Consider the following 25,920-nt stretch of genomic DNA (forward strand, 5'->3'; position numbering starts at 1 on the left):
ACGCAGGACCGGGCATATGGGATTTTGCTCGGAGACTTTCCGTGCGCTCGTCGTGGAGCTGTCACGGCCGGCTTTTCGGAGGAGTAGCAGGTTGGTGCGTTCACGTCTACGGCAACCAAAGCCCGGGGACACACCGGATCTCAAATCTGCGGACGCCCTCGGGTTGCCCAGCGGCAAAATGGCGGGAATCGTACGGCCGCGCACCATCGGCGGCCAGCTGACCCGAATTCTGGCTCTCGCCTTGATTTTGGTGCTCGCGCTGCTCGGTGTCACTGTGTTCCGCGAGGTTTCGGACTACCGCGAGTCCAACGACACGGTGAAGGCTGTGTCGCTGGCGCTGAGCGTCCAGGACCTGACCAACCAGATCCAGCGCGAGCTCGGTCTGAGCAACGGCCTGCTCGGCGGCGACAACCGCCTGCAACAGCCGCTGCTCGACCAGCGCGGCAAGCTCGACTCCGCGCTCGGCGTGCTCACCGCCGCCGCGGCCGCGGACGCACCGGGCGCCGACCAGGTGCGTGCGGCGCTCGGCCAGCTGAACCTGCTGGCGAACACCCGCACCCAGATCGACTCGCGCCGCGTCAGCAGGCAGGTCGTCTTCCAGTTCTACACCGATGCCGTGAGCGCGCTGAACCGCCTCGCGCTCGGCCTGGACCAGGCACGCGACCCGCAGATCCAGCGCGGGCTGCAGGCCCTGTACGCGCTCGGCGCGGCCAAGGAGGAGGTCGACAAGGAACGAGGCTTCCTCAACGGCGTCTTCACCGCCGGTCGGTTCAACGGCGGTGAGTACCAGCAGTTCATGGAGATTCGCTCCACGAAACTGGCCGGTCTCGCGGCGTTCTCCCGCTACGCGACCAAGAGTCAGCAAGCCAAACTGGACGCCGCGATGCTCAGCGACAACGCCACCAGGGCAGAGCAATCGGAGAACATCGCGATCGCCTCCAGCGACGGACCGCTGGTCCGCGAGGTGGACCCGATGACCTGGTGGACGCAGATGTCCAGCGTCCTCGATGAACAGCGCACAGTGCAGCAGGCGGTAGGCGAAGACGTGCAGGCGCGCGCCGAAGACCTGCGCAACTCCGCTGCGACCAAGCTGATCGGCTTCATCGTCGCCGCCGTGATCGCCATTGCCGCCATGATCACGCTGGTGATCACCTCGGTGCGCGCCATCGTGCGCCCGCTCGCCGCCCTGGCGGGCGAGGCCGACGACGTAGCATCGCGGCGGCTGCCCGAGGTCATCGAGGCGTGGTCGCGGGCCGACGACAGTCGGCCGGAAGCGCCCGCGCCCGTGCAGGCGCCGCCCGGGGCAAGTACCGAAATCGCCGCCGTGGCAGGCGCGCTGGATCGCGTGCAGACCACCGCCTTCGAACTCGCCTCGCAGCAGGCGCTGGTGCGCCGCAACACCACCGAGTCGATGGCCAACCTGGCCCGCCGCAACCAGAACCTGGTGCGCCGCCAGCTGGGCCTGATCAGTGAATTCGAGCGCGAGGAACTCGATCCCAAGGGTCTGTCGAACCTGTTCGAGCTCGACCACCTCGCCACCCGCATGCGCCGCAACGCCGAAAGCCTGCTGGTGCTCGTCGGTGAGGCGAGCCCGCGCCGGTGGGCGCAGCCGATCGCGTTGAGCGACGTGATCCGGGCCGGTCTTTCCGAGGTCGACGACTACCGCCGGGTCGTGCTGCGCCGGGTGGACGATGTGCTCATCACCGGCGCGGTGGTCAGCGAACTCGCGCACATGCTGGCCGAGCTGATCGAGAACGGACTCGCCTTCTCCCCACCGGATCTGGAAGTCGAGATCTACGGGCGCCGGGTGCCGCAGGGGTATCTACTGGCCGTCGTCGACCACGGTGTCGGCATGCCACACGACCAGCTGGCTCAGTCGAACGCCAGGCTGCGCGGCGAACAGGACTTCATCGTCGCGCCCACTCGCTACCTCGGGCACTACGTGGTCGGTCGGCTCGCCGAGCGGCTCGGCATCGCCGTCGAACTGAACGTTTCCCCCGTCAGCGGCATCGTCGCGCGGATGTCGCTGCCGTTGGAATTGCTTGTCCAGGAACAGGACAAGCGGCCCGCCGCCGTGCAGGCCAAGATCTCCGGCACCGGGCTGGAGCGGTCGTGGGGCGCCGATTCGGAGACCAACAGCGTCGCCGCCCTGGAAACCGGCTCGAACAGCAACGGCTCCTCGGTGTCCACCGCCGAGATCCTCGGCAGCACCGCACCCGATCCCATCGCGCCCAGCATGCGCGGTCCCGCGCACGCCGCGCCGACGGTTTCGGCGAGCGAGCGCAATGGCGCGAGCCACGGCGCGGTCACCGATGGCCCGCGGACCGGGCCGCAGCGGACGGTACCGCGCGGTGAGTCGCCACGGCACGACGCCACCGGTCCGGCGCACAGCACACCCGATTCCGGGCCGCCGACCTCCGCGTACTCCCAATTCGTTTCCACCCCACCGGTTTACGAGGACCGGCTGGTGACCGATACCGGGACCATGTGGCGGCTGCCCGAATCCCATGGTGCGCAAGGCGACATCAACGGCGCGGCCTCCGCCCCGTCCGGGCCGCGCACCACGCGGAACGGACTTGTCAAGCGCAACAAGAAGTCTCGCACCGCGGGCACGGCGCCGGGCACCGAGTCGCGGCGCGACACCACCGGCAGCACCGAGCGTCCGGATCGTGCGCCGATTCCGGAACGCTCGCCGGAGGAAACCCGTAGCATGCTTTCGTCGTTCCGGGCCGGACACGAGCGTGGCGCCCCGCCCGCGCCGTCGTCCACCCGGCCGTATGTCGGTGCCCGCGACCACGACACCCGCGCCGACGACACGGCGCCGAACCAGACCATCGCAGAGGAGAACCGGTGACCACCCACTTGCCGAGCGCTGACCCGCACACCTTCAACTGGATGCTCGCGAACTTCGTCCGGGAAACCGACGGCGTGCGTGACACCGTGGCGGTCTCCTCGGACGGACTGCTCATCGCCATGTCCGACGGTCTGGACCGGACCTCCGCCGACCGGCTCGCCGCTATGGTGTCCGGTCTGGCCAGCCTCGCCAAGAGCGCGTCACGCAGTTACTCGTTCGACGGGCTCAAACTGATCATGATCGAGATGAAGCGGGGCTTCCTGCTCGTCTCGGCCATGGGTGACGGCAGCTGCCTCGGTGTAATCGCCGACGGCAGTTGCGATGTCGGTCTGGTCGGCTACGAAATGGCCGTACTTGCCGAGCGCGCCGGGTCGCTCCTTGACCCGACGTTGATTTCCGAGTTGCGAGAGACGTTGCGAAGATGAGAGATCCTGACCGGCCGCGGCTGCCGGACCCGCGGATGATCCCGATGAACCAGATGTTCGGGTGGTTCGATCCGGACCGTCCAGGCCAAGAAGCTCCGGCCGAAGAACTTGTCGACAGTGATGAACAGTTTGTGCGTCCCTTTGTCGTCACCGCGGGGCGCACTACGCCGTTGATGGACGGTTTGCGCATCGAAACCCTGGTGCAGGCGCCGCCTTCGGCGCTCTCGGCACCGCTGCAATTCGAACAGCGCACCGTGGTGCAGCTGTGCCAGCAGCCGCATTCCATCGCCGAAATCGGTACCGCGCTGCGCGTTCCCGTCGGTGTCGCGAAGGTCGTCGTCAGCGACCTCGTCGCCGGGGGCTACGCGACCGTGCGCGAAGCCGACAAACTGTCTACCGCTGCCATCGAGAGGATCAGGGACCTTGTACGGGCACTCTGACATCAGCAACCCGCCGCCCGCTCCGACTATGCCGTCGTCGGTGAAGATCGTGATCAGCGGTGGTTTCGGCGTCGGCAAAACAACATTCATCGGCGCGATCTCCGAAATCGAGCCGCTGGTCACCGAGGCCGCGATGACCGAGGTCGCGATCGGCATCGACGATCCGGGTCGGCGCGCGGAGAAGACGCAGACCACCGTCGCGCTCGACTTCGGCCGAATCACGTTGGACCGCTCGCTGATTCTCTACCTGTTCGGCACGCCTGGCCAGGACCGATTCGTGTTCCTGTGGGACGACCTGGTCGACGGCGCGCTCGGCGCGGTGATCGTGGTCGACACCGGCCGGGTCGACGACTGCTATCCGGTGCTGGATTACTTCGAGGAAAAGCAGACGCCATTCGTGGTGGTGGTCAACCGCTTCGACAACGGCACGCATTTCGACCTTGCCGAGGTCCGTGAGGCGCTGGAACTGGAGGACTGGATCCCGGTCCTGGAATGCGATGCCCGCGACCGTGATTCGGTCAAGGAAGTCCTCGTCGCCCTACTGGAACAGGTCCTGTTCCACCGACTATCGGTGCAGGGCCTCCCCGCGTAAGAATTCTCGCCGAACGGGACACAGCCGCGGCAGCCGTCGAAAGCTGCCGCTGGCGTGTCCCGTTCGCTCGCTAGGGTGGCGGGGTGGGTGAGATGAAGGAGCGGATGCTCCGCGGGGAGTTGTACCGAGACAATGATCCGGAGCTGGAGGCGGAGCGGCTGCGGGCGCAGCGGTTGTGCGATGAGGTCAATCGGAGCGGAGCCGAAGAGCGCGAGCGGCGCGACGCCGTGTTGCGGGAATTACTCGGAAAGTTCGGCGAGGGGTCGTGGATCAGGCCGCGATTCCAGTGTGACTACGGTTATCTGATCGAGATCGGCACCAACAGTTTCCTGAATTTCGATGCGATCCTGCTCGATTGCGCGCCGATCAGCATCGGCAACGACGTGTCGATCGGGCCACGATGCCAATTGCTCACCGCCCTGCACCCGATGGAAGACCACGAATTACGCAGGCAGCGGTGGGAAACGGCCGCGCCGATCCGGATCGGCGACAACGTCTGGTTCGGCGGCGGCGTAATCGTATGCCCCGGAGTCACCGTCGGGAACGACACCGTGGTCGGCGCGGGCAGCGTCGTCACCCGCGACCTACCACCCGGCGTATTCGCGGCAGGCAACCCGGCGCGAGTGATCCGACAGTTGTAGCGGACCAGCGCCCGCCCCGCCACTGGCGGACCGCAGCGGTCCGGTGGTGCGACCACGCGACGGTGGCGGGTGGGCAAATTGCTAGCCGACCTCGAGGCACTCCTCGATAGCGGTGGTTGGTACAGCTGCTTATTCGATGCTGCGGAGCGGCCGGATGGGCTCGTGGTGAGACCAGTGCTGGATCGCGCTGGGGCCGAAGGGCGGCGATACTTTTGAGCTGTGACTACCGACACTGCACGCGCCGATGAATCCCGCTCGGCTCTGCCGTCAGTAGTGTTGTCCCGCTTAACGAAGGAGAAATGCAATGAGCAACGGCAAGGATCTTGCGCTTACCCATGTCGCGGTGCTGGTCGGTGACCAGGAAAGGGCGCTGGAGTTCTATCGGGATGTGATCGGGCTCGAGGTGCGGCAGGATCTGCCGTTCGGCGGGGTTCGCTGGCTGACGGTCGGGCCCGCCGCGCAGCCGGGGCTGGAGTTCCTGCTCGAGGTGCCCGAGATGGTGCCGGACGAGCAGGCGCGCGAGGCGGCGCGGGCCCGGCTGGCGAGCGGTGCGCAGGGCACGCTGATCTTCACCACCGATGCCGTCGACGAGACGTTCGCCCGGTTGCGCGACGCGGGCGTCGAGGTCACCCAGGAGCCGGTCACGCAGCCCTACGGCATGCGCGACTGCGGTTTGCGCGACCCGTGGGGCAATCACCTCAGGTTCTCCCAGGTGCTCGGCTGACCCGAATCGGTAGATCTTCAGGGCTTCCTCGCTAGCGACGCGGTGCCGTCCGAAGCACGGTACCGCCGCCCGGGCGACACGGGTGTGGGCTCCGTCGCATACCAACGCCGGGTCGACCGCAATACTGTCTGATCATGGGCGAATCGACGAGCGAGACGCAAGCGAGCGCTTGCGAGCCGCGAATGCGGGAGGCCGCACAGGACGCCATCCGGCCGCTGCGCGACGACATCCGATTTCTGGGTGGCGTACTCGGCGACACCATCCGTGACCACGAGGGCCCCGAGGTATTCGACCTCATCGAGCGGGTGCGCATCGAGGCGTTCCGGGTCCGGCGCGCGGAGGTCGAGCGCAGCGCGGTCGCGGAGATGCTCGACGGGGTCGACATCGCGGTCGCGCTGCCGCTGATCCGCGCGTTCAGCTATTTCGTGCTGCTGGCCAACCTGGCCGAGGACATCCAGCGCGACCGCCGCCGCAAGGCGCACGAGGCGGCCGGTGAGCCGCCGCAGGATTCCTCGCTGGCCGCCACCTATCGCAAGCTGGACGCGGCCGCGCTGGACGGCGCCGAGGTGGTCGACCTGCTGGCCGACGCGCTGGTGTCGCCGGTGATCACCGCGCACCCGACCGAGACCCGCCGCCGCACCGTCTTCGATGTGCAGACCCGGATCACCGAGCTGATGCGGCTGCGCCAGCGCTACACCGACACCGAGCGGGAGCGCACCGAATTCGAGCAGCAGATCCGTCGGCAGGTGCTCAGCCTGTGGCGCACCGCGCTGATCCGGTTGGCGCGGTTGCGGATTCAGGACGAGATCTCGGTGGGCCTGCGCTACTACGAGCTCACCTTGCTCGACGTGATCCCCGCCATCAACGCGGAGGTGCGTGCGGCGCTGCGCTCCCGCTGGCCGGGCGCGGAACTGCTGTCGCGCCCGATCCTGCGGCCCGGCTCGTGGATCGGCGGCGACCGCGACGGAAACCCCTATGTCACAGCGGATGTGGTTCGGCAGGCCGGGCATCAAGCGGCGACGGTCGCCTTCACCCGGTATCTGCGGGACCTGGTGGAGCTGGAGAAGGCGCTGGCGCTGTCGGCTCGGCTGGTTCCGGTGACACCCGAGGTGGCCGCGCTGGCCGAGGCCGGATACCCCGATCCGGCCACCCATGCCGACGAACCGTATCGCCGTGCGCTGCACACCATCCGGGGTCGGCTGACGGCGACCGCCCGGCGCGCGCTCGGCGAGGTGCCGCGCAACGGGTTGGATATCGGCGCGCCGCCGTACCCGACGCCGCAGGCGGTGCTGGACGATCTCGACGCCGTGGACGCCTCGCTGCGCGCCAGCGGCGACGGCCTGCTCGCCGACGACCGCCTCGCCGCACTGCGGCACGCGATCGAAACCTTCGGCTTCCACCTGCAGGGCCTGGATATGCGGCAGAACTCCGAGGTCCACGAGCAGGTGGTCGCCGAGCTATTGGCCTGGGCCGGTGTGCATCCGGATTACCCGGGCCTGCCCGAGCACCAGCGCGTCGAGCTGCTCGCGGCCGAGCTGCGCACTCGCCGCCCGCTGCTCGGTCCGTATGCCCGGCTGAGCGAGCTGGCCCGCAAGGAAGTCGACATCGTCTGTGCCGCACGCGATGTGGTGGACACCTTCGGCGCCGAGGCGGTGCCCAACTACATCATCAGCATGTGTACCTCGGTCAGCGACATGCTGGAGGCGGCGCTGCTGCTGAAGGAGGGCGGGCTGCTCGATCCCGGCGAGCCGGACGGGCCGCCGCGCTGTTCGGTGGGCATCGTTCCGCTGTTCGAGACGATCGAGGACCTCGATGCCGGCGCGGCGACGCTGGCCGCGGCACTGGATATCCCGGTGTATCGGGACCTGGTCGCCGCGCGCGGGATGCGACAGGAGGTGATGCTCGGGTACTCGGATTCGAACAAGGACGGCGGGTACCTGGCCGCGAACTGGGCGCTGTACCGGGCCGAACTCGATCTGGTGGAGGTGGCGCGCAAAACCGGAATTCGGTTGCGGCTGTTCCACGGTCGCGGCGGCACCGTCGGCCGCGGCGGCGGCCGCAGCTACGACGCCATCCTCGCCCAGCCCGCGGGCGCCGTGCGCGGTTCGCTGCGGCTGACCGAGCAGGGGGAGGTGATCGCCGCCAAGTACGCCGAACCCGGTGCGGCGCATCGGAACCTGGAGTCGCTCATCGCGGGCACGCTGGAGTCCACGCTGCTCGACGTGGAAGGACTCGGTCCGGACGCCGAGCCGTCCTACGAGCTGATGGACGACCTGGCCGCTCGCGCCCGTGCGGCGTATTCGCGGCTGGTGCACGAAACACCGGGATTCGTCGAGTATTTCCGGCAGTCAACCCCGGTGGCCGAGGTCGGCGACCTGAACATCGGCAGCAGGCCCGCCTCCCGCAAACCGACGAACTCGGTGTCGGATCTGCGCGCCATCCCGTGGGTGATGTCCTGGAGCCAGGCCAGGGTGATGCTGCCCGGTTGGTATGGCACCGGAACCGCGTTGGCGGAGTGGATCGGCGGCGATCCCGACCGGCTGGCGACCCTGACCGATCTGTACCGCCGCTGGCCGTTCTTCCGCACCGTGCTGTCGAATCTGGCCCAGGTGATGGCCAAGAGCGACCTCGACATCGCCGCCCGCTACGCCGAGCTGGTCGAGGACGCGACGCTGCGCGAGCAGATCTTCGGGATGATCCGCGACGAGCACGCCAGGACCATCCGCATGCACGCGGCGATCACCGGCAACGATCACCTGCTCGCCGACAACCCGTCACTGGCCGAATCGATCCACAACCGCTTCCCGTACCTGGAGCCGTTGAACCAGATGCAGGTGGAGCTGTTGCGCAGGCTTCGCGCGGGTGACGACTCGGAGCTGGTGAAGCGCGGCATCCTGCTGACCATGAACGGCCTCGCCACGGCATTGCGCAACTCGGGCTAGCGAAACCTTCGTCCCGACGGGGCGCGGTCAGCCGACGTCGCCGGTCAGGCGGTGGCTGACCGCGCCCGTTCGGCGGCGCTGAGCGTGGTATCGACGAACGCCTGCGCCGCCGCGGTGAGCGGCCCGCTGCGGTGCACCAGCCACTGCGGCAGCTTCTCCGGCGGGTCGAATCGATAGACCGCGGCGCCCGCGCGGCAGGCCAGGTCGTGCCAGCCGTCGGGCATCAGGCCCGCGCCGATGCCGCGCAGCACCATCGGCAGTACGACGCTGCGGTCGCCGACCTCGGCGGCGATATGCAGCTCGCCCACGGTGGCGGCCAGCCGGTCGAAGCGGGCCCGGACGGCGGTGGCGGGCTGGGTGATCACAAAACTCATGCCGCGCAGGTCTTCTGGCGTCACCGTGCCGTTGCTGCCGATCTCGGTGCCCGGCGGCGCGACGAGCAGAAACTGTTCGTCGCGCAGGTGATGGGCCACCAATCCCCGGCCCGCGGGTCGCTCCGCGCTGCCGCACACGCCCGCCTCACAGCGCCCGCGCAACACCATGGCGACCACCTCCGCCGCCGACAGCGCCGACCAGGTGCCGACGGTCAGACCGGGGTGGTGCTCGCGCAGTTCGGCGATGGTGCTGATCACCGGCTCCAGCGTCGAGGACGAGGTCGCCGCGACATCGACCCGGCCGACGACACCCGCGCCGACCGCCTGCGCGGCGGCCCGCAGCGCGTCCAGATCGCGCAGCACCTGCCGCGCCCGGTCGGCCATGAATTCGCCGGCATTGCTGAGGACGGCATTGCGGCCGACCCGGTGGAACAGCGCCACCCCGAGCTCGCGCTCGAGCTTGCCGATCGCTCGCGACAGCGACGGCTGAGCTACCCGTAAAGCGCGCGCAGCGTGGGTGAATCCGCCGTGTTCCACGATCGCGACGAAGTACTCCAACTGCCTACGTTCCATAACCAAAGACTATCGGTTTGGTGCCATAGATGTCTTGGACGTACGTACCGTTGTAGGGAGATACTCGGCTGGTGTTCACCACGCGTCCTACCTTGCAGGGCACCTTCGGGATGGTGTCGTCCACCCACTGGCTCGCCTCGGCCGCCGCGATGGCGGTACTCGAGGACGACGGCAACGCGTTCGACGCGGCGGTCGCCGCGGGGTTCGTGTTACACGTGGTCGAGCCGCACCTGAACGGTCCCGCCGGGGAGGTGCCGATCATCCTCGCACCCGCGGGCCTGCCGCCGCGAGTGCTGTGCGGTCAGGGCCCGGCGCCGGCCGGTGCGTCGATCGCCCGCTACAACGCCCTCGGCCTGGACCTGGTGCCCGGCACCGGTCCGCTGGCCGCCGCGGTGCCCGGTGCGTTCGACGCCTGGATGGTGCTGCTGCGCGATCACGGCACCAAGCGGCTCGCCGAGGTGCTGTCGTATGCCATCGGCAATGCCGAGCGCGGACATCCGGCGGTCGAACGGATCGGCGAGACCGTGCAGACGGTTCAGGAGCTGTTCGAGAACGAGTGGACGAGTTCCGCGGAGGTCTACCTGCGCGACGGCAAGGCGCCCGCCGCCGGTGCGCTGCTGCGGAATCCGGCGCTGGCCGCGACCTGGCGGCGACTGATCGCCGAAGCCGAGGCAGCGAGCGCGGATCGAGACGCCCAGATCGAAGCCGCCCGGCGCATCTGGCGGGAGGGGTTCATCGCCGAAGCCCTGGTCAAGATGGCCGCGTATCCGACCATGGATACCTCAGGTGAGCGGCACGTGGGCGCGTTGTCCGGCGACGACCTCGCGAATTTCGCTGCCTCATACGAGAATCCGGTCACCTACACCTGGAACGGCTGGACCGTCGCGAAGCCGGGCCTGTGGAGTCAGGGACCGGTCATGCTGCAGCAACTGGCGCTGCTGCCCGAACGGCTGGAATACGGCACGCCGGAGTACTACCACACCCTGATCGAGGGCTCGAAGCTCGCGATGGCCGACCGAGAGGCGTGGTACGGCGACAGCACGCAGGTGTCGCTCGCGACGCTGTTGTCGCCGTGGTACAACGCCCAGCGCAGCGCGCTGATCGGACCGCAGGCGTCCTACGAGTTGCGGCCCGGCAGCCCGGACGGCCAGCGGCCCCGACTGAGTGCCTACACCCAGACCAATTCCATTGGCGCCACGGAGGTTCCGCTCGGCGCGGGGGAGCCGACGGTGGCCACCTCCGGCGCGACTCGCGGCGACACCTGCCAACTCGATATCGTCGACCGCTGGGGCAATATGATCGCCGCGACCCCGAGTGGTGGCTGGCTGCAATCCAATCCGGTGGTGCCGGAACTCGGTTTCCCACTCGGCACCCGACTACAGATGGCATGGCTGGAACCGGGCCTACCCAATTCGCTACAGCCGGGCCGTCGTCCGCGCACCACCCTCAGCCCGTCGCTGGCATTGCGCGACGGCGAGGCCGTCATGGCGTTCGGTACGCCGGGCGGCGATCAACAGGATCAATGGAGCCTGCATTTCTTTCTCGCCGTCGCCATGCGCGAAAAGGTGCGTGGCGGGCTCGATCTGCAGGGCGCCATCGACGCGCCGAACTGGCACCAGGAAAGCTTTCCCGGTTCGTTCTACCCGCGCGCGATGAGTCCGGGGTCGGTGTTCGTCGAGTCGCGGATCGGCACCGAGGTCATCGCCGACCTGGAACGACGCGGCCACCGTGTCACGGTGGGCGATCCGTGGTCGGAAGGCCGGTTGTGCGCGGTGGCTCGCGACCGGGAAAACGGTGTACTTTCAGCGGGGGCCAATCCTCGCGGCATGCAGGGCTACGCCGCGGGACGATAACTTCACAGCGAAAGGAATAGCGGTCCGGAGAATGCCGGATCGCTATTTTTCGTACCCTTTTTCTGCTCGCGCCGTTTCGTATGATGTCGAAAAAGAGAACAATCTACGAAAATGTTTACCCGGCGAGAAAAGTGCGAAACCTTGAAGTATCTTGTAGCGCATGCTCGCTCGCTTCACGCGGATGCTGGTGCTCGGCGTCACCGCCGTCGCGCTCGCCTCCTGCGCACCGGTACAGCACCCCGCTGGAACCGCAACGCACACAGATCATTACGGCACGCCCGTGGGTACGCAGCCTGTACGTGAGGGCGGCGAACTGGTGATGGGCCTGTCCGCCGAACCCGACAAGCTCGACCCGACCACCTCGAGCTCGCTCTACACGCGTTACGTCATGAACTCGATCTGCGAGAAGCTCTACGACAACGACGCCGCCGGAAACCTGGTGCCGCAGTTGGCCACCGCGCTGCCGGCCATCTCCGAGGACGGACTGACCGTGACCATTCCGGTGCGCACCGGAATCAAGTTCGCCGACGGCACACCGTTCGACGCCGCCGCGGTGCAGGCCAGCCTGAACCGGCACCTCACCATGAAGACTTCGCAGCGGACCAGTGAGATGGGCCCGATCGCCGGTATCGAGACGATCGACCCGTCACACGTGGTGATCCGATACAAGAAGCCGTTCGCGCCGATCACCGCCGCGCTCGCCGACCGGGCCGGAATGATCATGTCGCCGGTCGAACTCGCGAAGGACGAGGGTAAAAACTTCGGTGATCGCCCGGTCTGTGTCGGGCCGTTCAAATTCGTCAAGCGCATCCCGCAGACCTCGATCATCGTCGAGCGCGACCCGCTGTATTACGACGCGAAGAACGTGCACCTGGACAAGGTCACCTACCGGATCATGATCGATGCCAATATTCGCGCGGCGAACCTGCGTTCCGGTGACATCCAGGTCGCCGACACCATCTCTCCCCAGGATGTCGACGCGCTGGCCAAGGACCCCGATCTCCGGCTGCTGCAAACGGGATCGCTCGGCTACCAAGGTATTTACCTCAATATCGGCAACGTGGACGGTGTCGGCAAACCCGCCAAGCCGATCGACACCCCGCTCGCCAAGGATGCGCGTGTCCGGCAGGCGTTCTCGCTGAGCATCGATCGGCAGGCACTGGTCGATACCGTGTTCAACAACTGGTTCGAGCCCGCCTGCTCGGCGATCGTGCCGAAGAGCACCTTCGCCACGCCCGCCGGAACCGCCTGCCCCACTTATGATCCGCAGCGGTCGCGGCAATTGCTCGCCGAGGCCGGTGTGCAGCTGCCGTATCCGATCACGCTGCAGGTCAGCAACACCCAGGATGAACTCCGGTACGCCCAGGCGCTGCAGGCCAACGTCGCGGAGGGCGGCTTCGACCTGAAAATCGTGCCCACCGAATACTCGACGCTGCTGGATGTGCAGAAGCGCGGCACCTACGAGGCCTTGCTGCTCGGCTGGTCGGGCCGACTCGACCCGGACGCCAATATCACCCGGTTCCTGACCACCGGCTCGGGCGGCAACTATGGCGGGTTCAGCTCACCCGCACTCGACGATGTGCTGGCCCGGGCCGCACGGACCAGCGATATCGCGCAGCGCGCCGAACTGTACGGCCAGGCCACCCAGATCATTCAGCAGGAGAACCCGTACCTCTACACCTACCGGAAACGGTTGCTGACCGTGCACAGCACGCAGGTGACCGGCATCGAGGGCTACGCCGACGGTGTCGTGCGACTCGGTAAGGCCGCCTTCACAGATCCGAAGAACTGAAAAAGCGCGCCGCGCAACGGCAGCTGCACACCGAACAGGAATAGCGGTCCGGAATCGCCGGACCGCTATTTCCCGTACCCTTTTCAGGTCGCCATCATTTCCGGTAGTGGCGCTAAAGAGAACAATGCACGAAAATGAATGGTGGATGCGAAAAATACAGCATGTTGAAGTATGTTGTAGCGCATGCTCGTTCGCTCCACTCGGATGGCGGTCCTCGGTGTCGTCGCCGCCGTCCTCGCTGCCTGCGCACCGACGCAACATCCGACCCCGCCCGCGACGCACGTCGACGATTACGGCACGCCCGTTGGTACGCAGCCGGTGCGTGAGGGCGGTGATCTGGTGATGGGCCTGTCGAACGATCCCGACAAGCTCGACCCGACCACGTCCAGCTCGCTCTACATGCGCTACGTGATGAGCACCGTCTGCGAGAAGCTCTACGACAACGACTCGTCCGGAAACCTGGTGCCGCAGTTGGCCACCGCGCTGCCGGATATCTCGCCCGACGGGCTGACGGTGACCATTCCGGTCCGCACCGGTATCCAATTCGCCGACGGCACACCGTTCAACGCGGCGGCGGTCGAGACCAGCTTGCAGCGGCACTGGAAGATGGAAGGCTCCCAGCGCACCGGTGAGATGGGTGCGATCGAGGATATCGAGGCCGCCGACGCGTCCCACGTGGTGATCAAATACTCGCAGCCGTTCGCGCCGATCACCGCCGCGCTCGCCGACCGCGCCGGAATGATCATGTCGCCCGCCGCGCTGAAGGAGCGGGACAAGAACTTCGGCGATCACCCGGTGTGCGTCGGGCCGTTCAAATTCGTCAAGCGGGTACCGCAGACCTCCATCTCGGTGGCGCGCGACCCGCTGTACTACGACGCGAAGAACGTGCACTTCGACACCATCACCTATCGGATCATGGCCGATCCCAAGATGCGCGCGTCCAATCTGCGCTCCGGTGACATTCAGGTCGCCGACACCATCTCGCCGCAGGACGTGGACGCGCTGGCCAATTATCCGCAGTTGCGCGTGTTGCAGTCGGGATCGTTCGGCTTCCAGGGCCTGTATATCAATATCGGCAATGTCGATGGCGCGGGTAAACCGATCAAGCCGATCAATACCGCGATCGCGAAGGATCCACGGGTCCGGCTGGCGTTCTCGCTGAGCACCAACCGCCCGGCACTGGTCGAGAAGGTCTTCAACAACTGGTACGAGCCCGCCTGCGGGCCCATCGCGCCGCGCACCTCGTACGCCACCCGCGCCAGTACCGCCTGCCCCCTGTTCGATCCGCAGCGGTCCAGGGAGTTGCTCACCGAGGCGGGCGTGCAGATCCCGTATCCGGTCACCATCCAAGTGATGAACGTCCAGGATCAGCTCCAGTACGCACAGGCGTTGCGGGACAGCGTCGCCGAGGGCGGCTTCGATCTGAAGATTGTGCCCGCCGAGTACTCGACCATGCTGGACGCGCAGAAGAAGGGCACCTACGAGGCCTTGCTGCTCGGCTGGTCGGGCCGGATCGACCCGGACGGCAACACCTCTCGGTTCCTCACCACCGGTTCGAACGGTAATTACAGCGGATTCAACTCGCCCACCCTGGACGACCTCCTTGGCTGGGCCGCGCACAGTACGAGCGCCGCGCAGCGCGGCGCCCTGTACGAGCAGGCGGTGCGATTCATTCAGCGGGAGAACCCGTATATCTACACCTACCGTCTGCGTAACTTGACCGTGCACTCGACGTGGGTCACGGGCATCGAGGTGTACGCCGACGGCGCAGTGCGGCTCGGCAAGGCCGCGTTCGTCGCGGATCGGAAGGGCTGAAAATCCATGTTGCAGTATGTGTTCCATCGGCTATGGCAGTCCGCGGTGACGCTGGTGCTCGCCTCGATCGTGGTCTTCCTCGGGGTGCGGGCGCTGCCCGGCGATCCGGCGACGACGCTCGCGGGCGAGGACGCCAATCCGGAGGCCATCGCCGCCGTCCGCGCCGAACTCGGCCTGGACCAGTCGGTGTTCGTGCAGTATCTGGAGTTCGTCAAGAACTCGCTGAGCGGTGATTTCGGCCGGTCGATCCGCACCGGGACGCCCGTCATCGACATGATCGGCACGACACTGCCGGTGACCGTGCAACTCGCGGTGTACGCCATGCTCATCGCGGTGCTGGCCGGGGTGATCGGCGGCGTGCTCGCCGCGGTGTATCGCGGCCGCTGGCCGGAGTGGGCCGCCAACGGGTTCTCGCTGGTCGCGTTGTCCGTGCCCACCTTCTGGGTCGGCATCCTCGCCGTGCTGTATCTATCGGTGAAGCTCAACTGGTTCCCGGCGTCGGGGTATGTGTCGCCGTTCGAGCATCCGCTGCGCGGCCTCTACTTCTTGACCTTGCCCGCGATCATTCTCGGCCTCGCGCACGCGGCGGTGGTGCAGCGGCAGACGCGGTCGTCGATGGTGGAGACGCTGACCGCCGACTTCGTGCGCACGGCGCGGGCCAAGGGGCTCAGCCGCGGCGCGGTCATCTTCCGATTCGGCTTGCGCAACAGCCTGATCGTGGTCACCACGATCGTCGGTCTGCAGCTCGGCGGGCTCATCGCGGGCGCGGTGGTCACCGAACGCATCTTCAGCCTGCCCGGCATGGGCAAGCTCACCCTCGACTCGGTGTTCACCCGCGACTACCCGGTGATCCAGGCGGTCGTCATGGTGATCGCCGCGTCCTACATCGTGATCAACCTGCTGGTCGATGTGCTGTACACGGTGATCGACCCCCGCGTGCGAGTGTCCGGGAGGGCGCAATGACAGTCACCGATACTCCGGTCGCCGAAACCAGTCCCGGCGTCGAAACCGCGGTCCAAACCCCGCCATTGGCCGCGGTGCGCGGGCGGGTGCTGCGCCAGCTGTGGCACAACCCGCTCGGCATGGTCGGCGCGGTACTGCTGCTGATCGTGATCTTCGTCGGGGTGTTCGCGCCATGGCTGGCGCCCTATTCACCCTCCGAGGTGCACTTCCCGACGCCGTTCCAGCAGCCCGGTACCGTCGGATTCCTGTTGGGCACAGACGATCTGGGACGCGACATCTTCTCCCGGGTGCTGTACGGCACCCGTGCCTCGCTCGAGGTCGGCGCGCTGTCGGTGCTCTGCGCGGTTGTCATCGGGGTGCCGCTCGGCCTGCTGGCCGGGTACTGGCGGATGCTGGACGCGGTGCTGTCGCGGCTGTCCGATGTGTTGCTCGCGTTCCCGTTCCTGATCATCGCGGTCGGCCTGACCGCGATCAACGGCGGCGGACTCACCGAGGCGGCGATCGCGATCGGCATCTCGCAGGTGCCGATCATGATGCGGGTCGTGCGCGCGGAAACATTGCGGCTCAAGGAAACCGACTTCGTGCTCGCCGCGAACACCATGGACGTGCCGTCCTGGCGCATCCTCGGTGAGCACATCCTGCCCAACTCGCTGGCGCCGATCATCGTGCAGGCCACGGTGATCATGCCGACGGCGGTGCTGGGCGAGGCGATCCTGTCCTTCCTCGGGCTCGGCATCAAACCGCCCGCGCCCAGCCTGGGCATCATGCTGTCCGACGCACAGCAGTATCTGCTCCGCACCCCGTGGCCGGGCATCTTCCCCGGTGTGGCGCTGGCGATCATCTGCTTGGGATTCAACCTTTTCGGCGACGCCCTGCGGGACGCGCTCGACCCGAAGACACGGCGCTGAAGGAGCTTTTGCAATGACCGACACACTCTTGGAGATCAGCGATCTGCGGGTGTCCTTCGGCGACGTGACCGCCGTGCGGAGCGCGGACCTGGTCATCCAGCCGGGGGAGCGGGTCGCCGTGGTCGGTGCCTCCGGATCCGGGAAATCGACACTGGCGCACGCGATCATGGGCCTGCTGCCCGGCTCCGGTCTGGTCACCGGCGGCAGCATCCGGTGGCGCGGGGAGGACATCACCCACGCCGACGAGAAGCGGCTGCGCCAGTTGCGCGGCAAAGATATCGGGCTGGTGCCGCAGGACCCGATGTCGAACCTGAACCCGGTCTCCCGGGTGGGCCGACAAGTCTCGGAAACCCTGGTGGCGCACCGGATTTGCACGCGCCGCGCGGCGAAGGAGCGGGCCATCGAACTGCTCGGTCAAGCCGGGCTGCCGGAGCCGGCCCGGCGGGCGCGGCAGTACCCGCACGAGTTCTCCGGCGGTATGCGGCAGCGCGCGCTGATCGCCATCGGCCTGGCCTGCCGCCCGGATCTGCTGATCGCCGACGAACCGACCTCGGCGCTGGATGTGACCGTGCAGCGGCAGATCCTGGACCACTTGGAGAAGCTGACCCAAGAGCTCGGCACCGCGCTGCTGCTGGTGACCCACGACCTGGGACTCGCGGCGGAGCGGGCGGACCGGGTGGTGGTGATGTCGGACGGCCGGATCGTCGAGTCCGGCCCGGCGCGCCAGGTGCTGACCGATCCGCAGGAGGACTACACGCGGCGGCTGGTCGCGGCGGCACCCGCGCTCATCGGACCGCGACGCGGCGACACCGCTGACGCCGAGGGCAAGGTTGCGCTGGACAAGGGCGTCGACGGCAAAGTCGCGGTGACCGAGGTGGTCGAGAGCGCCGATAAAGCGGCTCCGATACTCGAGGTCTCCGGTATCAGCAAGGAGTACCGGATCCGCGGTCGCGGTGGGGTGCTGCGCGCGGTCGACGACGTGTCGTTCACCATCGGCCGCGGTCGCACGACGGCGATCGTCGGTGAGTCCGGATCGGGAAAGACCACCACCGCGCGGATGGTGCTCGGCCTGGTGCCCGCCACCTCCGGCACCATCCGGTTGGACGGTGTCGAGATGGTCGGGCAGCAGGGTGCGCAGCTGCGCGCGGCCCGGCTGGCGATGCAGCCGGTGTTCCAAGACCCTTATGCGTCACTGGATCCGATGTGGACGGTCGAGCGATTGATCACCGAGCCGCTGCGCGCCTTCCGCATCGGCGACCGGGAGTCCCGTCGTAAGCGGGTCGCCGAATTGCTGGACCAGGTGGCGCTGCCCGCCGCGCTCGCACAGCGCTACCCGAACGAGCTGTCCGGCGGTCAGCGGCAGCGGGTCGCGATCGCCCGCGCCCTGGCCATCGAGCCTCGACTGGTCGTCTGCGACGAAGCGGTGTCGGCACTGGATGTCCTTGTGCAGGACCAGATCTTGACGCTGCTGTCTTCGCTGCAAGACCGGCTCGGTGTGAGCTACCTGTTCATTTCGCACGACCTAGCCGTCGTCCGGGCGCTGGCCCACGATGTCGTCGTGATGCGGGACGGTCGGGTGGTGGAACAAGGTCCGGTCGAGCAGGTGCTTACCGCGCCCACCGATGCGTACACTCGCCAACTGCTCGACGCGATCCCAGGCGCGGGCGTTGTCGGTGGAGTCTCGACGGACGTTTTGGGCGGAGCCGCTGCTGAGGACTCGAAGGACGCCGTCGCCGCGGCGGAGTCGGAAGTAGCTGTTGCTGTGGCGGTTTCGACGAAACCGGTCGCCGTGGTGGAGCCCGAGGAAAAGTCTTCCGCGGACGACGAAGCCGTTGTCGTGGTTGCCGAGCAGGAAGCCGTTCCGGTAGCGGCGTCGTTGGATGTTGCTTCGGTCGCTGAGCCGGAAACCGCTGCCGCTGGCACTGATTCGGAAGAAGCTGTCGCTGCGGACGAGCCTGCGGAAGTAGCTGTGGTCCATGAGGCGACGGAAGATGTCGCCGTTGTTGCTCCGGCGGACGCCGTCCCCGCAGCTGCGTCGTTGGACGTCGCTCCAGTGGCTGAGCCGGAAGCAGCTGTCGCCGTTTCTGATTCCACGGAAGCGGTCGCTGCGGACGCGCCTGAGAAAGCAGCTTCGACGGACGATGAGACCGTCGGCTTGGCCGACGCGGCGGAAACCGCCCCCGCAGCCGAGCCGCTGGAGGTTCCTCCGGCGGTTGAGCCGGAAACCGCTACAGCTGTCGCCGATGCCGAGGAAGCGGTTGCTGTGGCAGAGCCCGTGGAGTCCGTCGCGGCGGACAAGTCCGAGTCGGAAACGGCGATGGTCGAAGCTGCTTCCGAGGCAGGCACCGTCGCGAGCGAGCCGGAGAAAGCTCCCGTCACGGATGCCTCCGAAGAGGTTGTCAGCGCGAGCGCGGTGACGGACGGCGTCGCGGCCAGCGAGCCCGAGGAATCGACTGTGGGTGCGGCCGCGGTCCCTGCGGACGAGCCCAAGAAGGCTGCCGCCGTGCGCAAGCCGAGGAAAGCCGCGCCCAAGAAGGCGGCCGCCGGGGGCGAGCCCACGAAGGCTGCGGCCGCGCGTAAGCCGAGGAAGACAGCAGCCGCGGGTCAGGCCGAGCAGGCGGCCTCGGCGGAACAGCCCAAGAAGGCCGGGGCTGCGGCCAAGAAGGCGACGGGCACCGCGGCTGCGGCGAAGAAGACGGTCGCGGCCAAGAAGGCGACAGGCACTGCGGCTGCGGCGAAGAAGACGGTCGCGGCCAAGAAGGCGACAGGCACCGCGGCTGCGGCGAAGAAGACGGTCGCGGCCAAGAAGACAACCGCGGCAAAGACAACCGCGGCGAAGAAGACAACCGCAGCCAAGAAGACAACCGCGGCCAAGAAGGTCGCCTCTGCGGGGACGCCCACGAAGGATGCTGCCACGGATAGTGGACCGACCACGGAGGGCTGAGGGCGCGAATAGCCGACTGCAAAGCCCGTGGGCCGCAGTCGGCCCGAGATCCCGCGTCGCGGCTGACTACGCGACGCGGCTGCGGTCGCCCCGCCCACATCTGGGGCGGGGCGACCGCTTCGTCTTATTCCGTGACGATCGCGATCGCGTCGATCTCGACGAGCATTTCCTCGCGCGGCAGTCCCGTGAACACGGTTGTGCGGCTGGGCAATACGTCACCGGTGGTATTGGCGTTGACGAACTCGCCGTAGGCCTCGTTCATCGCGCCGAAGTCATCGCGGGTGGTCAGGTAGACGCGCAGCATCACCACATCGTCGAACGTCGCCCCGCTCGCGTCGACGATCGCCTTCACATTCTGCAACGTCCGGATGGTCTGTGCCGCAACGTCGCCCGGGTACAGGTACTCGTTTGTTATCGGGTCCACCGGACCCTGTCCAGAGACCTGCACGAACGGTCCCTTGCGCACGCCTTGGGAGAAGGTGTGTGCGGGTGCGGGCGCGTCGGTGGTGCGGATGGCGATCTTGTCACTCATGGGTCAGCCTTTCGTGGCGGTGGTTCGGCCGGGAATCCAGCCGAGTTCGGCGGAGATGGCGTCGGCGGCGGCGCGAACCCGCGGCAGTTCGGCCAGTACCTGGTCGTGGTCGAGCAGCATGTCCGGCACCGACATGGAGACCGCGGCGACCACTGCGCCGGTGCCGTTACGCACCGGAACACCGATGCAGTTGACGAAGCTTTCGTGTTCCTCGTGGTCTTCCGCATAGCCGAGGGCGGCAACCTTTTCCAGCTCGGCCAGGTAGCGCTCGGGGGTGCGGATGGTTCGTTCGGTGAACGGGTGGTAGTCGATCTTCTCGGCGATGCCCCGCCATTCCGAGCGGGGCAGCGACGAGATGAGCACCTTGCCGACGGCGGTGCAGTGCAGCGGCGCCGGGCGGCCCACCCGGGAGTACATGCGCACGCTCTGGGTGGCGTCGAGCTTATCGATGTAGATGACATCGCCGGACTCGTAGGTGGCCAGATGGATTGTCTGCTTGGTGTCGGCGTTCAAGGCGCTCAGGTGCGGCCGCGCGAGGGTGCGCACGTCGCGCTGCTCCAGGGTGCGGTTGGCCAGTTCGAACAGTCGCGACCCGAGCACGTATCGATGCTGACTGTCGTGGGTGACGAAGCGCTGCGCTTCCATTGTCTGCAGCAGTCGCAGCACCGTCGATTTGTGCACGCCGAGCTGGGTGGCCAGCTGATCCAACGATCGCGAATCCTCGCCCAGCGCAACGAGAATGGTCAACGCGCGGGACAAACTCTGACTCATGACTGCGTCTCGCTGACTTCAAGGTGACTCATGAGGCCACATTCTGGATGACGGTGTTGTTGTAATGCAGCTCGGCCCAAGCATTTTCGTCCACGGCGGCCAATTGCTCCAGGATCGCGGGGGCGGGCAGCTCGGCGCCGTCCCCGGTGCCGGTCAGCGCGGCGGCGGCGCACAGGTGCCCGAACCGCAGCCGCTGTGCCAATGGCCTGCCGTGCAGCAGCGCGGCGAGATAGCCGCCGGCGAACGCGTCGCCCGCGCCGATCCGTTCGGTGACCTCCAGCCCGAGCGCGGGCACCTCGACGCGCTGATCACCGGCGAACCCGGTGACCGTGTGCGCATCGTTCTTGACGATGAGCTGGTTCGGTTCCGGGAACAGCGCACGCAATGCGTCGGCGTCGTCGGTGCCGAATACCGCGCCGGCCTCGTCGGCGCCGAGGAAGACCACGTCACACCCGCGCACGTGGCGCGCGAGCACCTCGGCGGCCGCCTCGATGCGCCCGGCCCACAGTGCGGGCCGGAAGTTCAGGTCGAAACTCACCAGCCTGCCGTGACGGGGGAGGGCCAGCAGCGCCTCGGTGAGTTCGGTCGCCGACTCCGACAGCGCGGTGGTGATGCCGGTGAAGTGGACCAGGTCGCACTGCGCGAGCAGCCGGGCCGCCGCGGTCGCGGCCAAGTCGGCCGGCGAGAGCGCGCTGGCGGCGGAACCCGTGCGGTAGTACAGCATTCGGCTCGCCCGCTCGGCCAGGTCGGTCGCCTTGCCCGAGCCGCTGCCGCGCTCCTTGACGTACACCGCGGTCGGCCGGGTGGGGTCGGTGACGACCGCCGACACGTCGACCCCGCGTTCGGCGAGGTGGGTCACCAGGTATCGGCCGAACCCGTCATCGCCGACTCTCGACAGCCACGCGGTCTCGACTCCCAACTGCGGCAGCACGGTGGCCACATTCGCCTCCGCGCCGCCCGCGGTCCGCTCGAAGGTCGCCGACTCCTCCAGCGGGCCCGGCTGTGCCACCAGCACGGCAAGTCCCTCGCCGACGGTTACCGCCCGTGGGCGGGTCGACGTAGGCCACGTCACACCGATCTCCCTCCTGTGCTTGCGGCCACCGGCCATCACGTGCAGAATAGCCACACGAAACACGATGCGCAACAAGCATTGCAAAATATGCAATAGCAAGACGCTATGCCTGAACTGTGAATTCGCGGGAAGGAACGCCGTGGCGATCGACGACGACGTCGTAGCAGGACTCGGAGACCGGATGCTCGGTCCGGAGCACAAAGGGCTGCCGCCTGCCGCCTGGGGTCGTACCGCGCGTGAATTCCTCGCCACCGCACCGCGTCTCGATCAGTTCGAGACGCCGCTGCTGACCATCGACCGGTCGGCCGTGGACGCGAACGTCGCCGTCATGGCCGACTGGGCGAGCGCCGCGGGCGTGCGACTCGCGCCGCACGGCAAGACGACGATGGCGCCGCAACTGTGGGCGCAACAGCTGGCGGCGGGCAGTTGGGGGATCACCCTGGCCACCATCTGGCAGGTGCAGGTCGCGCGTTCGTTCGGCGTCGGTCGCGTGCTGTTGGCCAACGCGCTCGTCGATCCCGTCGGATTGCAGTGGGTCGCAGCGGAATTGGCGAAGGATCCGGCCTTCGAGTTCGTCTGCTGGGCGGACAGCGTCGAGACGGTCGCGCTGATGGATGAGCACTTGCGCTCGGCCCCCGGAACGGCACGGGTGCGCGTCCTGGTCGAACTCGGTGGGCCCCACGGCCGTACCGGAGCCCGTACCGTCGAACAGGCGCACGCCGTCGCGGCCGCGGTGACCGACGCCGCCCGGCTGACGCTTGCCGGAGTCGGTGGTTATGAGGGCGCGCTCGCGCACGACCGCACACCGGCGGCCACCGCCACGGTGCGCCACTACCTCGATGAACTCGCTCGCCTGCACCGCGAACTCGCCGTCGCCGGACGATATTCGGACAGCGCGATCGTGACCGCGGGCGGCAGCGCCTACCCGGATCTGGTCGTCGAACGCCTGGCCGCCCTCGCCGATGAAGAAGGCGCACATGGGGTTCCGACCTCGGTCGTGCTGCGATCCGGGGCGTACATCATTCACGACGACGGTTTCTACGCGGGCATATCCCCGTTCACCGCGGCGCACAGTGCCAAGCCACTCCGTTCGGCCATGCACGGCTGGGCGCGCGCATTGTCGCGCCCGGAGCCGGAATTGGCGCTGCTGGACGCGGGCAGGCGTGATCTGCCCTTCGATGAGGGGCTTCCGGTCCCGCAACGCGTTGCGGGACCGGAAGGTTCGCCGCTCGACTCGGCCGCGACCGTATCCGCCCTCAATGACCAGCACACGTTCCTACGCCTGCCCGCGGACGCCCGGCTGCCGGTCGGCGCGGTGGTGCGGCTCGGCCTGTCGCACCCATGCACCGCCTTCGACAAATGGCGGCTCATCCCGGTGATCGATGACGCCGACGCACCGTCGCCGCGGGTCGTCGACTTCCTGCACACGTTCTTCTGAGCCGATGACCATGACCGACTTACTTTTTCGCGATATCGACATCGTCGACGGCACCGGTGCGCCACGGGTGCGCGGTGATGTGCTGGTCGAGCAGGGGCGGATCACCCGAATCGCCGACCCGGGCAGCATTTCCGACGCCGACCGGATCATCGATGCCGGTCCGGGCGCGGTGCTGTGCCCGGGTTTCATCGACATGCACGCTCATTCGGATCTGCATCTGCTCACCGAGCCGGGGCACTTCCCGAAGATCAGCCAGGGCATCACCACCGAAGTCATCGGGCAGGACGGACTGTCCTACGCTCCGATCGATGACGCCACCCTCGCGGTGGTGCGGCGGCAAATCGCCGGGTGGAACGGCAATCCCACCGACCTCGACTTCGCTTGGCGCACCGTGGCCGAGTACCTGGATCGGCTCGACCGGGGAATCACGCCCAATGCCGCCTACCTCGTGCCGCAGGGGACGCTGCGGCTGCTCGTGGTCGGCGCGGATCAGCGCCCGGCGACCGAGGACGAGATCCAGCGCATGCGGGAACTGCTCAGGCAGGGACTCCGCGAGGGCGCGGTCGGCATGTCCAGTGGGCTCACCTATACGCCCGGAATGTACGCCGACACCGGAGAATTGGCCGCACTGTGCGAGGTGGTCGCCGAATTCGGCGGGTTCTACGCGCCGCACACCCGCTCCTACGGTGCGGGCGCGCTCGAGGCATACGCGGAGATGATCGGGCTGGCCCGGACCACCGGATGCGCGCTGCACCTGACCCACGCCACCATGAACTTCCACGTGAATCGCGGTCGCGCACCGGAATTCCTGGCCTTGATCGACGCGGCCCGCGCCGACGGCTGCGACATCACCCTGGACACCTACCCGTATCTGCCCGGTGCGACGACATTGTCGGCGCTGCTGCCGAGCTGGGCCATGTCCGGCGGACCGGACGCGGCACTCGCCCGCCTCGACGACCCCGCGGCGCGTGCGCGAATTGCTGTGGATGTGAACGTGAACGGGTCCGACGGCTGTCATGGCGTCACCGTCGAATGGGAGACCATCCAGATCAGCGGCGTCGGCAACGCGGAACTGGACGAGTACGTCGGCAAGCGGGTGGACGAGATCGCCGCCGAGCGCGGGATGGCCCCGGTCGAGGTGTTCTTCGACCTGCTGCGCCGCGACCAGCTCGCCACCAGCATCCTGCAGCACGTCGGGCACGAGGAGAACGTACGCGCCATCATGGTGCACCCCGGGCACATGGGCGGTAGCGATGCTCTGCTCGCGCCGGCCCGGCCGCACCCGCGCGCCTGGGGCACTTTCCCGCGCTATCTCGGCCACTATGTCCGCGATCTCGGCGTCCTCGAACTCGAGGACTGCGTGCACCATCTGACCGGCCGACCCGCCGATCGACTACGGCTGCGCGACCGCGGCCGGGTACGCACCGGGTACGCCGCCGATCTCGTCGTGTTCGACCCGGCCACTATCGCGGACACCGCGACCTTCGACCATCCGAAACAGCAGGCGCGCGGTATCCGGCACGTCCTGGTCAACGGCGAGTTCGCCATCGAGAACGGCACGCCCACCGGCACGCTCGCCGGTCGCGCGTTGCGGATGGACGCCTCGCGGAAGGAGACATATTGATCACCCCACCGCCGACCGGCTCGGCCATGGCGGTCATCCGGTCCGATCGCGTGCTCAGCGTGGTTCGCGCGCCGGAGATCCCGGACCCGGTCGCGCTCGCTGAAGCGCTTGCCGCGTCCGGTATTCGGGCGCTCGAGCTCACCTTCACCACACCTGGTGTCCTCGGCTATCTGGCCGCGGCCACCGCCGCCGAAGGCGCCGTGCTCGGCGTCGGCACGGTGCTCACCGGGGAGCAAGCCAAGGCCGCCATCGATAGCGGCGCGCAATTCCTGGTGACCCCGGGCCTCCGGGTCGATGTCGCCGCCGTGGCCGCACAGCACGACACCCCTGTCGTGATGGGTGCTTTCACGCCGAGCGAGGTGCTCACCGCACTCGATCTCGGCGCGGCCGCGGTGAAGATCTTCCCGGCTCGGACCCTCGGTCCCGGTTACCTGAAGGACCTGCGTGGTCCTTTCCCCGATGTGGCGCTCATCCCTTCCGGTGGCGTCAATGCGGGCAATGCCGCCGAATTCCTTGCCGCGGGCGCTGTCGCCGTCACGGCGGGCACCGACGTTGTCGCCCCTTCCGATGTCGCCGCGGGCCGCTGGTCCGAAATCGCCACCCGCGCGGCATCGTTCGTTCGATCCATGAATTGAGAGGTCCA

Annotated in this window: 19 protein-coding genes and 1 pseudogene; 16 read left to right on the forward strand and 4 right to left on the reverse strand. The window is 67.7% G+C overall.

The window, feature by feature from the left end; translation table 11 throughout:
- Positions 1 to 178: 178 nt before the first annotated feature.
- The 7 genes from ACFK0J_RS12870 to ppc all read left to right on the forward strand — a co-directional run bounded on the left by ACFK0J_RS12870 (position 179) and on the right by ppc (position 8,618).
- Positions 179 to 2,854, forward strand: a complete 2,676-nt coding sequence (locus tag ACFK0J_RS12870) for a nitrate- and nitrite sensing domain-containing protein (RefSeq protein ID WP_378739717.1) — start codon at positions 179 to 181, stop codon at positions 2,852 to 2,854.
- Between the two features lie 41 nt (positions 2,855 to 2,895).
- Positions 2,896 to 3,279, forward strand: coding sequence for a roadblock/LC7 domain-containing protein (locus ACFK0J_RS12875; RefSeq protein ID WP_218478406.1), 384 nt, complete (start codon positions 2,896 to 2,898; stop codon positions 3,277 to 3,279).
- Positions 3,276 to 3,719, forward strand: a complete 444-nt coding sequence (locus ACFK0J_RS12880; protein ID WP_246634498.1) for a DUF742 domain-containing protein — start codon at positions 3,276 to 3,278, stop codon at positions 3,717 to 3,719. The genes ACFK0J_RS12875 and ACFK0J_RS12880 overlap by 4 nt, the downstream gene beginning before the upstream one ends.
- A 49-nt stretch (positions 3,720 to 3,768) precedes the next feature.
- On the forward strand, positions 3,769 to 4,311 hold the full coding sequence (locus ACFK0J_RS12885) for an ATP/GTP-binding protein (RefSeq protein ID WP_378742805.1): 543 nt from the start codon (positions 3,769 to 3,771) through the stop codon (positions 4,309 to 4,311).
- Positions 4,312 to 4,415: 104 nt separating this feature from the next.
- Positions 4,416 to 4,952, forward strand: coding sequence for a sugar O-acetyltransferase (locus ACFK0J_RS12890; protein WP_378742807.1), 537 nt, complete (start codon positions 4,416 to 4,418; stop codon positions 4,950 to 4,952).
- Positions 4,953 to 5,256: 304 nt separating this feature from the next.
- Entirely contained in the window at positions 5,257 to 5,676 is a 420-nt protein-coding gene (locus ACFK0J_RS12895) for a VOC family protein (RefSeq protein ID WP_378739721.1), read from the forward strand.
- Positions 5,677 to 5,810: 134 nt separating this feature from the next.
- The gene (gene ppc, locus ACFK0J_RS12900; protein WP_378739723.1) at positions 5,811 to 8,618 is read left to right on the forward strand and encodes a phosphoenolpyruvate carboxylase; all 2,808 of its coding nucleotides are present in this window, start codon (positions 5,811 to 5,813) and stop codon (positions 8,616 to 8,618) included.
- A gap of 44 nt (positions 8,619 to 8,662) precedes the next feature.
- Here the strand turns inward: ppc and ACFK0J_RS12905 are convergent, their stop codons facing one another.
- Positions 8,663 to 9,565: a LysR family transcriptional regulator gene (locus tag ACFK0J_RS12905; RefSeq protein WP_218476166.1), complete on the reverse strand. Its 903-nt coding sequence runs from the start codon at positions 9,563 to 9,565 to the stop codon at positions 8,663 to 8,665.
- Between the two features lie 71 nt (positions 9,566 to 9,636).
- Between ACFK0J_RS12905 and ACFK0J_RS12910 the strand changes: the two genes are divergently transcribed.
- From ACFK0J_RS12910 to ACFK0J_RS12935, 6 genes and pseudogenes are all read left to right on the forward strand, one after another.
- Positions 9,637 to 11,418, forward strand: a complete 1,782-nt coding sequence (locus ACFK0J_RS12910; protein ID WP_378739725.1) for a gamma-glutamyltransferase family protein — start codon at positions 9,637 to 9,639, stop codon at positions 11,416 to 11,418.
- A 160-nt stretch (positions 11,419 to 11,578) separates the two neighbouring features.
- Positions 11,579 to 13,210 (forward strand): ABC transporter substrate-binding protein, encoded by a 1,632-nt coding sequence (locus ACFK0J_RS12915; protein WP_378739727.1) that lies wholly within the window; start codon positions 11,579 to 11,581, stop codon positions 13,208 to 13,210.
- A 183-nt stretch (positions 13,211 to 13,393) separates the two neighbouring features.
- Positions 13,394 to 15,025, forward strand: a complete 1,632-nt coding sequence (locus tag ACFK0J_RS12920) for an ABC transporter substrate-binding protein (protein WP_378739729.1) — start codon at positions 13,394 to 13,396, stop codon at positions 15,023 to 15,025.
- 6 nt (positions 15,026 to 15,031) lie between these two features.
- The gene (locus ACFK0J_RS12925; protein WP_378739731.1) at positions 15,032 to 15,988 is read left to right on the forward strand and encodes an ABC transporter permease; all 957 of its coding nucleotides are present in this window, start codon (positions 15,032 to 15,034) and stop codon (positions 15,986 to 15,988) included.
- The gene (locus tag ACFK0J_RS12930; RefSeq protein ID WP_378739733.1) at positions 15,985 to 16,896 is read left to right on the forward strand and encodes an ABC transporter permease; all 912 of its coding nucleotides are present in this window, start codon (positions 15,985 to 15,987) and stop codon (positions 16,894 to 16,896) included. Before ACFK0J_RS12925 ends, ACFK0J_RS12930 begins: the two co-directional genes overlap by 4 nt.
- 13 nt (positions 16,897 to 16,909) lie before the next feature.
- Positions 16,910 to 18,565 (forward strand): annotated as a pseudogene (locus ACFK0J_RS12935) (ABC transporter ATP-binding protein); the annotation flags it as partial.
- 1,399 nt (positions 18,566 to 19,964) lie between these two features.
- Here ACFK0J_RS12935 and ACFK0J_RS12940 read toward each other — a convergent pair.
- From ACFK0J_RS12940 to ACFK0J_RS12950, 3 genes are read right to left on the reverse strand one after another with little or no spacing between them, the layout of a single operon-like run.
- Positions 19,965 to 20,372, reverse strand: a complete 408-nt coding sequence (locus ACFK0J_RS12940; protein ID WP_218476178.1) for a RidA family protein — start codon at positions 20,370 to 20,372, stop codon at positions 19,965 to 19,967.
- A 3-nt stretch (positions 20,373 to 20,375) separates the two neighbouring features.
- Positions 20,376 to 21,143 (reverse strand): IclR family transcriptional regulator, encoded by a 768-nt coding sequence (locus tag ACFK0J_RS12945; protein WP_378739735.1) that lies wholly within the window; start codon positions 21,141 to 21,143, stop codon positions 20,376 to 20,378.
- Between the two features lie 28 nt (positions 21,144 to 21,171).
- Complete coding sequence (locus ACFK0J_RS12950; protein WP_378739737.1) at positions 21,172 to 22,215, reverse strand: sugar kinase; 1,044 nt, start codon at positions 22,213 to 22,215, stop codon at positions 21,172 to 21,174.
- A gap of 181 nt (positions 22,216 to 22,396) precedes the next feature.
- Here ACFK0J_RS12950 and ACFK0J_RS12955 point away from each other — a divergent pair, with 181 nt between their 5' ends.
- From ACFK0J_RS12955 to ACFK0J_RS12965, 3 genes are read left to right on the forward strand one after another with little or no spacing between them, the layout of a single operon-like run.
- On the forward strand, positions 22,397 to 23,653 hold the full coding sequence (locus tag ACFK0J_RS12955; protein ID WP_378742809.1) for an amino acid deaminase: 1,257 nt from the start codon (positions 22,397 to 22,399) through the stop codon (positions 23,651 to 23,653).
- Between the two features lie 10 nt (positions 23,654 to 23,663).
- Entirely contained in the window at positions 23,664 to 25,277 is a 1,614-nt protein-coding gene (locus tag ACFK0J_RS12960) for an amidohydrolase family protein (RefSeq protein ID WP_378742811.1), read from the forward strand.
- Between the two features lie 26 nt (positions 25,278 to 25,303).
- On the forward strand, positions 25,304 to 25,912 hold the full coding sequence (locus ACFK0J_RS12965) for a bifunctional 4-hydroxy-2-oxoglutarate aldolase/2-dehydro-3-deoxy-phosphogluconate aldolase (protein WP_378742813.1): 609 nt from the start codon (positions 25,304 to 25,306) through the stop codon (positions 25,910 to 25,912).
- Positions 25,913 to 25,920 lie beyond the last annotated feature (8 nt).

The sequence above is a fragment of the Nocardia brasiliensis genome, from assembly GCF_042691675.1.
Classification (GTDB): Bacteria; Actinomycetota; Actinomycetes; order Mycobacteriales; family Mycobacteriaceae; genus Nocardia; species Nocardia brasiliensis_D.

What these genes read in the sequence shown, in the direction of transcription:
- ACFK0J_RS12895 (WP_378739721.1), top strand. Translation starts at nt 5,257, where the DNA reads ATGAGCAACGGCAAGGATCTTGCGCTTACCCATGTCGCGGTGCTGGTC.
- ppc (WP_378739723.1), top strand. Translation starts at nt 5,811, where the DNA reads ATGGGCGAATCGACGAGCGAGACGCAAGCGAGCGCTTGCGAGCCGCGA.
- ACFK0J_RS12875 (WP_218478406.1), top strand. Translation starts at nt 2,896, where the DNA reads ATGCTCGCGAACTTCGTCCGGGAAACCGACGGCGTGCGTGACACCGTG.
- ACFK0J_RS12870 (WP_378739717.1), top strand. Translation starts at nt 179, where the DNA reads ATGGCGGGAATCGTACGGCCGCGCACCATCGGCGGCCAGCTGACCCGA.
- ACFK0J_RS12925 (WP_378739731.1), top strand. Translation starts at nt 15,032, where the DNA reads ATGTTGCAGTATGTGTTCCATCGGCTATGGCAGTCCGCGGTGACGCTG.
- ACFK0J_RS12890 (WP_378742807.1), top strand. Translation starts at nt 4,416, where the DNA reads ATGCTCCGCGGGGAGTTGTACCGAGACAATGATCCGGAGCTGGAGGCG.
- ACFK0J_RS12945 (WP_378739735.1), bottom strand. Translation starts at nt 21,143, where the DNA reads ATGAGTCAGAGTTTGTCCCGCGCGTTGACCATTCTCGTTGCGCTGGGC.
- ACFK0J_RS12915 (WP_378739727.1), top strand. Translation starts at nt 11,579, where the DNA reads ATGCTCGCTCGCTTCACGCGGATGCTGGTGCTCGGCGTCACCGCCGTC.
- ACFK0J_RS12960 (WP_378742811.1), top strand. Translation starts at nt 23,664, where the DNA reads ATGACCGACTTACTTTTTCGCGATATCGACATCGTCGACGGCACCGGT.
- ACFK0J_RS12965 (WP_378742813.1), top strand. Translation starts at nt 25,304, where the DNA reads ATGGCGGTCATCCGGTCCGATCGCGTGCTCAGCGTGGTTCGCGCGCCG.
- ACFK0J_RS12880 (WP_246634498.1), top strand. Translation starts at nt 3,276, where the DNA reads ATGAGAGATCCTGACCGGCCGCGGCTGCCGGACCCGCGGATGATCCCG.
- ACFK0J_RS12930 (WP_378739733.1), top strand. Translation starts at nt 15,985, where the DNA reads ATGACAGTCACCGATACTCCGGTCGCCGAAACCAGTCCCGGCGTCGAA.
- ACFK0J_RS12940 (WP_218476178.1), bottom strand. Translation starts at nt 20,372, where the DNA reads ATGAGTGACAAGATCGCCATCCGCACCACCGACGCGCCCGCACCCGCA.
- ACFK0J_RS12920 (WP_378739729.1), top strand. Translation starts at nt 13,394, where the DNA reads ATGCTCGTTCGCTCCACTCGGATGGCGGTCCTCGGTGTCGTCGCCGCC.
- ACFK0J_RS12955 (WP_378742809.1), top strand. Translation starts at nt 22,397, where the DNA reads ATGCTCGGTCCGGAGCACAAAGGGCTGCCGCCTGCCGCCTGGGGTCGT.
- ACFK0J_RS12905 (WP_218476166.1), bottom strand. Translation starts at nt 9,565, where the DNA reads ATGGAACGTAGGCAGTTGGAGTACTTCGTCGCGATCGTGGAACACGGC.